Annotated in this window: 4 protein-coding genes and 5 pseudogenes; 6 read left to right on the top strand and 3 right to left on the bottom strand. The window is 47.5% G+C overall.

Translation table 11 applies throughout. From position 1 onward, the window contains the following. Positions 1-173: 173 nt before the first annotated feature. Together H5P17_RS24030 and H5P17_RS24025 are read right to left on the bottom strand one after the other, a co-directional pair. Complete coding sequence (locus H5P17_RS24030; protein WP_182825615.1) at positions 174-2,288, bottom strand: peptidase domain-containing ABC transporter; 2,115 nt, start codon at positions 2,286-2,288, stop codon at positions 174-176. Continuing rightward, positions 2,281-3,555 (bottom strand): HlyD family secretion protein, encoded by a 1,275-nt coding sequence (locus tag H5P17_RS24025; RefSeq protein WP_182825614.1) that lies wholly within the window; start codon positions 3,553-3,555, stop codon positions 2,281-2,283. The genes H5P17_RS24030 and H5P17_RS24025 overlap by 8 nt, the downstream gene beginning before the upstream one ends. A gap of 615 nt (positions 3,556-4,170) precedes the next feature. Here H5P17_RS24025 and H5P17_RS24020 point away from each other — a divergent pair. Together H5P17_RS24020 and H5P17_RS24015 are read left to right on the top strand one after the other, a co-directional pair. Next, a pseudogene (locus tag H5P17_RS24020) lies at positions 4,171-4,293 on the top strand (IS3 family transposase); the annotation flags it as partial. A gap of 876 nt (positions 4,294-5,169) precedes the next feature. Beyond that, positions 5,170-5,648 (top strand): annotated as a pseudogene (locus H5P17_RS24015) (IS3 family transposase); the annotation flags it as partial. A 464-nt stretch (positions 5,649-6,112) separates the two neighbouring features. Here the strand turns inward: H5P17_RS24015 and H5P17_RS24010 are convergent. Continuing rightward, a pseudogene (locus H5P17_RS24010) lies at positions 6,113-7,311 on the bottom strand (IS3 family transposase). 195 nt (positions 7,312-7,506) lie between these two features. On the opposite strand from H5P17_RS24010, the pseudogene H5P17_RS24005 reads away from it, so the two are divergent. The 4 genes and pseudogenes from H5P17_RS24005 to H5P17_RS23990 all read left to right on the top strand — a co-directional run. Beyond that, positions 7,507-7,917: pseudogene (locus tag H5P17_RS24005) on the top strand (IS3 family transposase); the annotation flags it as partial. A 637-nt stretch (positions 7,918-8,554) separates the two neighbouring features. Beyond that, positions 8,555-9,310 (top strand): leucyl aminopeptidase, encoded by a 756-nt coding sequence (locus H5P17_RS24000; RefSeq protein ID WP_255477991.1) that lies wholly within the window; start codon positions 8,555-8,557, stop codon positions 9,308-9,310. Between the two features lie 140 nt (positions 9,311-9,450). Beyond that, complete coding sequence (locus H5P17_RS23995; RefSeq protein WP_182825613.1) at positions 9,451-9,654, top strand: ANR family transcriptional regulator; 204 nt, start codon at positions 9,451-9,453, stop codon at positions 9,652-9,654. Between the two features lie 146 nt (positions 9,655-9,800). After that, positions 9,801-10,761 (top strand): annotated as a pseudogene (locus H5P17_RS23990) (transposase). Positions 10,762-11,266: the final 505 nt, after the last annotated feature.

Genomic DNA, 11,266 nt, shown 5'->3' with positions numbered 1-11,266 from the left:
CTGTGAGTCGTTGTCTGCTCGGTTGCAACATCAAGAGGCAATAGGTTCCTCACTGACCTTTACTCTGCTCCCGAAAGCACATGTTCCGTCAACATCTTTGCAAACTGATTATACTGGCCACTGATGCACAATGCGGGCTGATATTCGCATCTTTATTCAGTGCCTGTTAATGTTTAACACGAGGCGATTATAGCCATATCAATGACGCGATCAGCCGATGCTATAGTAGTTTCACGGTGTGCAATGATCACCCGAGTAATACTGAGTTCCTTAATAGCCTGATTCACCACCAATTCACTTTCATTATCCAGCGCACTGGTAGCCTCATCTAGGAACAAAATCGCGGGTTTTTTGTAGATTGCCCGGGCAATGAACAGCCGTTGTTTTTGCCCGCCGGATAATCCTTCCCCCAGCTCTCCTATCAGCGTTTCATACCCCATCGGCATACGCATGATCACCTCATGCAAATAGCTAGCTTGGGCACACTCTTGCATCCACGCCTCATCCACATTGTCCGTAAATCCACAGATATTTTCCCGTATAGAGCCGGAGAAAAGTTTGTCGTCCTGCATAACGCAAGCGATCATCTTGTGGTAGTTGTTGATGCCGAGCTGCTGGATATCTGTGCCGTTCACCTCAACACGACCCGAATCAGGGGGGAACAACCCACACAACACTTTCATCAACGTGGTTTTGCCCGCGCCTGATGGCCCCACTATGGCAACACTTTCGCCTGGGGCGACAGAAATGTCCAAGGCACTAAATATGGCCGGCGATTGGTTGTCGTAGCGATAACTCAGTGCATATGTGCGTAAAGACACCGGCTGTAATTGTGTATTGAAAGGGATGTCAGGACGTCGACTTTCCTGCGGGTGTAGAGCAATATCGGCAATGCGTTCGTTGTGCAAACTCATCATACGCAGCTGCAGTAAAAACTCTGTCAGCGACCCGATACGGTCGGAGAACTGACCCCGAAAGGCGCCAAATGCGACGAACATGCCGATGGTCATCTGATTATTGATGACCAGACTAATCCCAAACCAAAGAACAACGACTTGATCACAAGCCGAAACGAAGGCATTGATCCCGCCAAACAGCATATCCATTTTGGAGACCCGGATACCGGTATTGATTCTATCGATCTCGAGGTTGAGCCAATGGGTACTACGCCTTTCTATCATCCCTTGCGTCTTTATGGTGGTGATACCATATAAGGTCTCCATAAAATACGAATCGACGCGGGCGCCTCTGACCAGTGACTCTTCAGACAGTTGCCGGTAATAGCGATAGGTCAGCAGGCGGAGCAGTATGTATAAGGCTGTGAAAGCAATTACGATCCAAGTCAGCCAGCCCCCATACAATAACATCATCACCAGCACGCCAATAACCATGATGCTGTCCATAATAGCACCGATGATACTGGTGGTGAAAGTACTACGCAACGTATCCAGTGAACTGAAACGTGACTGAATATCACCCAATTTGCGTCGTTCAAAATAACTCAGTGGGAGTCGCAACAGGTGATTAAATAATCCAGATTGCCACTGAACGTTAATAAGAGTTGCCATGACCAGTGAAGACCAAGCACGTATTATACTGACAGCTGCTCGAAGCAATATGAAAAGCATCATGCCTGCGCAGATGATAGTTAACAAACTACGATCGCTAGCAGAAATTGCATGATCCATTACCAGTTGCGTGCCTATCGGGATCACTAGATTGATAGTTTCGATCACCAATGATAGGAAAAAGATCTTGCCGAGCGTTCCTTTAAGATTATGTACGCTGCCTATCAGCTTGCCGAGACTGAGTCGGTTACGTATAGTTTCGGCAGTGAATGTACTGTCTGGCCAGGCTTCGAGCGCTATACCCGTAAAACTTTTTGACAGTTCCGTCAGCCCAACAACTCGGTGTCCGCGTGCCGGATCGTGCAGGACGACTCGATTACCTCTGATACTGACCAGTAAGACAAAATGGTTAAATTCCCAGTGCAATATACACGGTGTTTTCAGGGCGCTAAGCTCATGCAGCTCCAGTGACAAGGGACGGGTGGCCAGTCCCAACTGCTCAGCGATACCGGTCAATCCGGACAGCGTAGCGCCGCGTGCCGACAGATTGAATTGTTGTCGTAGTGAAATAAGGTCGATGTTTTTGCCATAGTAGGCACAGATCATCGCCAAGCAGGCTAATCCACACTCTGAAGCCTCGGTTTGATGAACCATTGAGACACGCTGGCGCAACCGTATGTCCAGTTGGCTTACCAGCTGTTTGAAAGTAAACTTACCCATAGACCGGCCCTATTGCGCTGTGTTTCATATCGTAGAACGGTGACAACATCCATTGATAAATTTTCCTTTTTTCCAGAAACAGGGTGCTCTGCACTTTCATACCGTTTTCCAAACTCAGTCGCTTACCATTGTAAACAATGGTTTGTTTACCTGGTCTGACGATAACCTTGTAGTATGGCACTTTAGCGAACTGAGAGGCTCCAGGAGCTCCCTGATAGGTCTGCATTTCTTGCGGTGAGGCTGGCGCTTTGGAAATAACGGATATAGTGCCAGCGAACTGACCGAATTTTTCCGCAGGAAAGGCATCATAACGTATATTGATCTTATCGCCGGCGGCAATATAGGGGACAACGTCGTTGGGGACCCAGAGCACCAAGGCATAGTAGTTGATCTCCGACGGGAGTACTTGAAGAAGACTGTCACCGACGTTGACCATTTGTCCGACCGTGACACTCAATGAATCGACGCGACCGGATGTCAGCGCGCGGATTATAATAGCTCCGCTAGCATCAATTTGTTGCAGTTCCTTTTGGAGTTCGTAACGTTGCAGCTGCATCTGATAAATCTGGTTGTCGAATTCGGCAGCCTGGGTGTGAATTTGGCTTTCCAGCGCGGTGATTTGCAGGGCATTTTGCTCATGTTGGCCGGACATACCCAATAGGTTGTTTTGCTGCTGGTAATACTGCGCCACCTGGTTGGTTAGCTGGTCCTTGTTGATCAGCCCCCGAGTTTGATAGTGCCGATAGTTCTCCATATTTTCCTTCATTATACGTATTCCTTCCTGTGCGCGCTGTAGGATATGGGAGGAACGTTCGAAAGCTGCGGTATACTGGGCCTTCTGTTTTTCCAGCATCTCAAGGGAGGTTTGTTTACTGCTTTCCAGCCGGCTGATGATCTGTGCTATGCGAGCCAGTTGGCCATCGATATCCCGGCGCTGGTTATCGCTGACCACTCCGTTTGGAGTACTCTTGCTAACGTCGATCTGGTAAATGGGGGTACCGGCTTTTATAACTGCGCCTTCGGTGACAAATTGTTTGACCACGACTCCCTGAACGGTGGAATAAACGTTTGCTGCACGTGGGTAGGTACTGATCTCGCCCGTCACGTTGACCCTGCGGGTATATGTACCTGCGATAACGAAGACAAAAAACGCGACAAGAAAAAAAAGACATAAACCCGCTATGAATCCAAAGTGGATGCCGGGGAGTAGAAGCACCCGCCCACTCCATTTCATTCTCTGATTATCAATCGCTTCTTGTCGAAACATTATTTTCTTTCCTCAAAATATGCTGATAAAAAATCTCCAGATCGGATGGTATTTGTTTGTATCGCATGTTTATGGTTTGGATTTTTTAGTTTCTATGCCTTTCTGTTAGACAGTAAATTGGCGGACTTACAATTGATTTTTGACTGTTCGTTAAACTTCGAAAGATTTCAATAACGTCAATGAGTTGGCGCTCAGTAAATAAAACCGTGAGTCCGTGAGTGTGAATATATTAACGTGCTAATTGGCATGACAGTATACATCCACTTAAGCAGGATGTTTCCTCCTGCTTTGCATTTTGCCACCCATAAATGGTTAGATTAATAGATGACTTTGTTTGATTTTTAACAGTGACTGTGTTATTTGGGTAATGCACCTAAGTAATTATATCTTTTTGAATTATATAATGCTTATCAAAGGTAATACAGAAAAAAAACCATCTAAAAATAGACATTTATCTGATCATTCAGCCAGATGAATAGGTTTTTTTCCGATGAAGTAAACATTTTCCCCCAGCTTATTCATGGTCATATGTAGTCGTCACCTAATTTTAGAAATGCAAGCTGACAGTACGTGGCGTTAAGCCGCCGTTATACCAGTGAGACCTGATACGGCTGTCCACGATACGGTTTTAAGAAGCTGTTCCAGTTGCTGCACAGGCAGGGCAATACCTGGAACCATAAACTCGTTCACCGGATTTACTGCCTGCTGAAACTGAATTTTCGTCGCAGGGGAAAAAAGATATCCATTTACCTGGCTACGCAGAAAGTCCTCATTGAGTCAGCGGCCGCCATGGCAAAAACGGAACGTGAGGGTCAGTCATCGTGAGGTAAAAGCCTGCCCTGCAGGCACAAGATGCGGTAGTTATTATCAGATGATAACCACTACATGTTGTATTTTCTGTCCTAATCCCCTGTACCGCGTTGCGGGCCGGTGTTGATTATTTGCTTCCGAGTTCGAGTCTATTACCAGACGTCGGAAACAAAACGGAGAGACTGACCGAGCATCGGCACGAATTATTTCCCTTTTGGTTTTCTCTTGTTGTCCCTCTTCGATCTTTTGTATCTGATTCGGCTTAACGTGAGGAAAGCCGAACCTCCACAGACTTATTCCCCACTTCTGTAGACAACCCATATATGGTAGAATGTGTGCATTAAAAACTCTATATACAGTGTTTTTAACCATTAGCGGCGGTTCGACGAGTGTCAGCCGCGCCAGTATTTGGATCCCCATTCCTCGGTATTTTTCCGTTATAATCCAGTTTTACCGATTTGAAGATCCACGCGAGAAGATTTATTGTGAGCGATCACCGCGGTGTTCTCAGGCACAATAGGGGCTACGTTTTCTGCCAGTCCTCACCCTCCCCCGCCGAAACTGGGTAAGTCTGCAGCAGATTACGCTACGTGAAAAATAAATTTTTATCAGGGTAAGAAAGTGCTGCAGATTTTACGTAGCGCGATCGGGAGATGTGATGGGGTTCCCCTCTTCCCCTGGACCCGTTAATAGGAAAGGTGGAGGAATTTTCTGATTGGTAAATACCGACTTGACGAGGTGAATTGTGTCTGTAGTGGATCGGTAATTCAGGACACCTCGAAATCCTGTTAATGTTAAAACAGTGAAGCAGGCTGCCGTGCTGATGAGCGAAGTCCCCGGAAAGCTATCGCGCTAATCACACGGCTGAAAGCAAAGTGGCCTGTGTTGGTTCTTTGTCATTTATTCGGTGTTCACCGCAGCGTTTATTACGCGCAGATGAAACGTCCTGTTAATGTGCAACGAATTGAATTACGAAGTCGGGTGAGAGCATTTCATGCTCTCAGTCGTGGCGCTGCGGGGAGTCGGGCAATCAGCCAGATGCTGCGCCGAGTGGCGTTGATGCAGGCCGGTGGCTGGCGCGACGACTGATATAGGAGTGCGGACTGACAAGTCGCCAGCCGGTTAAACATCGCTATCGGGTAAACGAAGACAACAGTCCGCCACTGCCAAACTTATTGAATCGGCAGTTTAACCCTGCCGCACCCAATCGCGTCTGGTGCGGCGACATCAGTTTTATTCGCCTGCAGGATAAATGGTGCTATCTCGCGCTTGTCGTTGATTTATAAATCCCTCAAAGGTCAGCAGACCAGCTGCTGACTTTTGAGGGATTCCGATCTAAATGCCCCATGCTTTAGCGTGGAGTGCAACCTTTGCTGTTTACTAACCGGCGCGGACGTAGTCCGCTGCAAGGGCGGGCATTATATGAGTCCGTCCGCAGGACAGGCAGCGAGTAGGTTATTTATTTAAAGGGTTAACTTTCTTTTTTAAAGGAAAGATCAGTATCTGGGGTTTAAAGGGATCGTTGCACTTAATGAAATTTTCGATTCGCACTTATAAGCATTATCGGATCATACTCCCTTGCAGTTAAGTTTTAATAAACAAAGGGGCTATCGGGTCGTGCAAAGGAACTTTCCCCCTGGCTCCCACGGAACCGGACGTGACAGTCTCCCGTCATCCGGCTCTTGTCGTTGACCGTTCACGTCGTGTACAAATTTCCCAGTGTGCAAACAGGCGCTTTGTATCCTTCTCAACCATTCATATGCCTGAGCCAGGCTACCTTTACCCGCTTATATATTGCCCAGAACATACGTGCATTTTTTGCCGCTATGGCGACCAGTGCCCGGCCATAACCAAGACGTTCCCGTATTTGCAAAGCCCAGCGACTGACAGGATCGTTTTTCCTACCACACTTGCCAGTAATGCTCTGGCTCCAAGAACCAGCAATCTGCGCATAAGAGTCACCGTCCTTAGTGATCCTCCCTAAGCAGTTGCCACGGCCGCTCATGCTGCCACGCAGATTATATCGTTTTAGCAATGCCTGATAATCCGCTGAGCAATACTGTCCGCCTCGATCGGTATGAACGATAACATTCTGTGGCCGTTTACGCCGCCAGAGAGCCATCTGCAGCGCATCGCAGGCAAGCTGTGCTGTAATCCGTGACGACATTGACCAGCCGATAACTGCCCGTGACCACAGGTCAATGACCACGGCAAGATACAACCAGTCTTCATTGCAGGTACGTGATGTCACCGCACCATTTCTGGTTCGGACCGCTGGCGCTGAAGTCCTGCTTCAGCAGGTTCTCTGACACCGGCAGCCCCTGTTCACTGTAGCTGACCGGGTGAACCGCCGGGAGGCCTTTGCACGCAACCCCTGCCGCCGCAGGCTGGAAGCGATGGTTTTAACGTTATACATCAGACCCTGCTCCCGTAGTTCATCTGCCAGGCGCGGCGCACCATAGCGCTGTTTCGCCTGGGTGAAGGCGTCACTGACCGCAATGTCGCAGTCCTGCCGGAAGCGCTGACGCGCATTGATAACTCGGCACCGGTTGCACCAGGCGTACCAGCCACTGCGGGCCACGCGCAATACCCGGCACATGGCTTTGATGCTGAATTCAGCCTGGTGGTTTTCGATAAAGACATACTTCATTTCAGGCGCTTCGCGAAGTCTGTCGCGGCCTTTTGGATAATGGCCAGTTCCTCGTCCCGCTCTGCCAGCTGGTGTTTAAGGCGGGCAATCTCCGCCGCCTGCTCGCTTTCGCGCTCAGAGGATGTTGTCTGGTGTTGTTGTTTGCTGCGCCAGTTGTAGAGCTGGGATTCATACAGACTGAGTTCGCGGGCTGCGGCAGCCACCCCGATACGCTCAGCAAGTTTCAGGGCTTCATTGCGGAATTCGGGCGTGTGCTGCTTACGTGTCTTCTTTGTGGTTGATGCTGGCTTTGTCATGTGAGTCAACCTCTGGTTGAGAGTTTACTCACTTAGTCGCGTGTCCAATATTGCTGGGTAAAATCAGTCTTCCGCGAACACACCAGGCTGAGTTCAGCGTCAAAGCCGTGTGCTTCAGGTTGTCTGCTGCGGCTGGTCTGCCGGTATCCGTGAGTCTGTTGGATCAGGACTTCAGCCCAGTGGGTTGATGAGGGCATCGACCTGTGGTCGAGTTCCGTAATTGGCTGGGTGATGTCACCGCGTATGGCGGCACCGTTTACCTGTGATGCGCTACAAATGGGCTTTGGCGGCGCAAACACCCGGAAAATGTGATTGCCCACACGGAGCGTGGCGGGCGGTACTGTTCATCGGGTAATCAAACCTTATTGAAACGCCATAATCTACGCGGGTGCATGAGCGCAAAAGGCTGCTATTATGACAATGTCTGTGTAGGAAGCTTCTCTCACTCACTGAAAGTGTAGTGTATCCATCAAGAACGCTTTAACAGCCGATAAAATGAGAACGACAGTGTTTAATTATATCGAGTGTGATCACAATCGCTGGCGTCGCCACAGTACGGGCGACAGTCTCAGACCGGAACAGTTTGAAAATCAGAATTTCGCTTAGGGCGGTGGCCACATTATGCGGGTAGGATCAGGTGGGCTGATTTTGTGAAGCACTACAGTTTCAGTCGTATGGAACAATACAATTAAAACCAGCATTTCAGGTATAACATTACAAGGAGTCAACATTAATTCTAAAATTAGATTTGACAGGATGGTGGCATTTATCATAAAAATTTAATTGCAATGTGATTTGTTGCCTAAATTGTTCATAACTGATTAAGGATTCATACTATGGAAAACACAGCAATTGATCTTGAACAGTGGTTTGAAGAAGACACACATGATGCAGCAGTTGAAATGATGGAATCGGATGCAGTTGTGCCATTTGGTACTGCACTCTGGCCTTAATCTGTGTGCTGGCAGGGGAAACCCTGCCATTTAAAAATGGAGAAACAAATGCAAACATCAATCAGAAATATGTTTTATTGTCTGTCACACCATCCTGAAATTAGTGATAAAGTAAAAAAAAAGACAGCATATCTGTACTTCTTGGTTATGACAATGAACATCAGTCGCTTAGTGAAGCCATAGATAAAAATGCAGAAGATACGCTGTTCAAAATAAATACCGCAAGCCTGGATCTAACTCCACCACATAAAATAAAAGAAAAAATAGAATTGTGTGATATCTTTGTTTTGATGTACTCGTCTTCAACAAAAAAAAACCAGCAGGCTACGGTTCCTGATTTCATTCCACCATTAAAATCAACAATGACGAAACACTGGAAAAAATCCGTTCTGTTCAAGGACTATGGACAGCATTTCACTGAAGCGTTCGCAGAACATCCTGATAATATAGAAAAAAGAAACAATTATCTTATAAAGATATTAAGCAGTGCTGAAAAAGTCATTTTTGAGGATGTCTGGGGAAATAGGTTGCTCGGTGATCTTAACAAAAATCACACTTGGACATCCATCTCAGGAAAAGGGAATATCGACATCATTCCCGGGGAAATTGCCAGCCACGTCAGAAACCTCAATGGACATGTGACTTTCGGCGGAACTTTTTTAAGCACTATACCTTTTGCGATAAAATATGGTGTAACAAAAAAACTGGTCTTCTTAAAAATACAGAATGGAAAAATTGTTCATTTCGAATCAGAAAACGAGGATTTCAGCCGTGATTTCAAAATTTATCTGAACAACAATGAAGGAAACGCTGTTGTTGAAGAATATGGTATCGGCACCAATAGAGGTATACAGAAACTGTATGGAAGAAATGCTGGATTTGAAGAAAGACATCCAGGGCTGCACCTTGGTCTGGGAGGTGGAAAGAAAGGCAGTCACCACCTAGACATGATATTTTCATCAGGAAAGATATTTGCAGATGACACGCTTATCTTTGATAACGGCTATAACGACAGAGAATTAGCAAAGTTGTCGGAAATGCTCTGATGTGAACGCCTGTCGCATTTTTGCAATACATAGCAAAAGCCGATTAGGCGTAAAATAACTTCAGGACTTTTAACATAACGAATGTCCGCGAGGCCTGCCTCTGCGACAATCGCCACCGCCCACAAAAACAGGAACTTTTCATGGACAAAAAAAACTCATACCAGAGCACAGCCTCGATGGCCGCGAAGCTGGAGCAAGGCGGCAATTTTGAGCAAGCTGCATATTTTTGGCGCATCGCGCTGCATCTGGCGAAAAACGGCACCAACGAGGACTGGTGCTGGGTCAGGGCTACCCTGTGTGAACGGCGAGAGCAGGTTCTGCGCTCACTGACGGCTACGTGCTGACGTCGCCCAGTGAGCGAGGCGACGTCATTTTGAGCCACGCTAATTTTTTGTCAGTAAAAACGCAGCTCGCGGTAGCGGTGCGTGTCAAGGTAGGAGCCTGTACATAAATTTGTGTAATTGATTGATTTTGACATGTTCATTCCAACATCAAAAGCAGGTTTCTTTATGGACGAAAAAAGTTGCAGGCTCTGGCTAACGAACTGGCCAAAAATCTCAAAACCCTTGAGGAACTCAGCCAGTTCGATCGCCTGCTTAAAAAAATCAGCGTCGAGGCGGCGCTCAACGCCGAAATGCTCCATCCCCTCGGCTACGATAAAAATCAGGCTAAATCTGGCTCCAATACTCGCAACGGCTACTCGACAAAGACCGTCACCACTGACGATGGCGCAGCTGGAGCAGCGTACGCCGCGCGATCGTGATGGCTCTTTCGAACCGCAACAGGTGAAGAAAAACCAAACCCGGATCACCGGGATGGGTAACCAGATCCTGTTGTTGTACGCTATAAGGCATGACAACTCGCGAGATAGCGGCTGCGTTTAAAGAGCTGTATGACGCAGATGTCACACCCTTGCTGGTATTGAAGGTCACCGATGCCGTTATGGAACAGGTTATCGAATGGAAAAATCGTCCACTGGATACGGTCTACCCCATTGTTTATCTCGATTGTATCGTCCTGAAAGTCCGGCAGGAGAGCCGCGTGATCAATAAATCCGTGTTCCTGGCGCTGGGTATCAATATCGAAGGCCAGAAAGAGCTACTGGGTATGTGGCTGGCCGAAATTGCTGAACCACTACACATGGGACAGTCGCTATCCACAAATAAGCCGAAGTTGGTGCAAATTGGACCAACCTGGCGACATTCTTCGCTTACCCGGCCGATATCTGCAAGGTGATCTACACGACTAATACCATAGAGTCTCTGAACAGCGTGATTCGGCCTGCCATAAAAAAGCGCAAGGTGTTCCCGACCGACGACTCAGTGAAAAAGGTGGTGTGGCTAGCAATCCAGGCGGCCTCACAGAAATGGACGATGCCGCTGAGAGACTGGCGGATGGCAATGCGCCGCTTTATTATCGAGTTCGGTGACCGCCTGGACGGTCACTTCTGAGAAAAGGCATTTACACAGAATGGTGTACAGGCTCAATTAAAACTCAATAACGTATATACCCTTTTCTCGAAACGGTGCCACACATCATCCATGATGAAAACCCTGTGCCTTACCTGGATAACTCGAATCCGAATTTAGACTGAAAAAAAAGGTGTCTGGAAGTATAGGGTCAAATACAATTCCATCTATCTAGTCACTGCAATTAAGTAAAGCTGGACCAATTCAACATCAAACGAAGGATAACGCTGATAGCTGGTTTTATGCGTAGGTGTTGATATCACTAATTGGTACATACGTAAAGAACAGTACAGGCTTTGCAAGGGGAGCTGTTCCCACCTTCTGGTTATCGGAAATGTGCGGCGGTGGAGTTTACGCCGTTAATGCGTCAGAACTTACTCGAAGACCGGGACATTGTGCTGCAATGCCGAACGAATGTGGCCACGATGTTTACTTAGCGAGCTCTGGCTGTGTAGATAGATAGCCAATATCAGACAAGCCGAGGATA

The sequence above is a fragment of the Serratia sp. OS31 genome (assembly GCF_014164835.1).
Classification (GTDB): Bacteria; Pseudomonadota; Gammaproteobacteria; order Enterobacterales; family Enterobacteriaceae; genus Serratia; species Serratia liquefaciens_A.
The sequence above is the reverse complement of the archived record's forward strand: the minus strand, read 5'-3'. Positions and strand labels throughout refer to the sequence as shown.

What these genes read in the sequence shown, in the direction of transcription:
- H5P17_RS24030 (WP_182825615.1), bottom strand. Translation starts at nt 2,288, where the DNA reads ATGGGTAAGTTTACTTTCAAACAGCTGGTAAGCCAACTGGACATACGG.
- H5P17_RS24025 (WP_182825614.1), bottom strand. Translation starts at nt 3,555, where the DNA reads ATGTTTCGACAAGAAGCGATTGATAATCAGAGAATGAAATGGAGTGGG.
- H5P17_RS24000 (WP_255477991.1), top strand. Translation starts at nt 8,555, where the DNA reads ATGTACTCGTCTTCAACAAAAAAAAACCAGCAGGCTACGGTTCCTGAT.
- H5P17_RS23995 (WP_182825613.1), top strand. Translation starts at nt 9,451, where the DNA reads ATGGACAAAAAAAACTCATACCAGAGCACAGCCTCGATGGCCGCGAAG.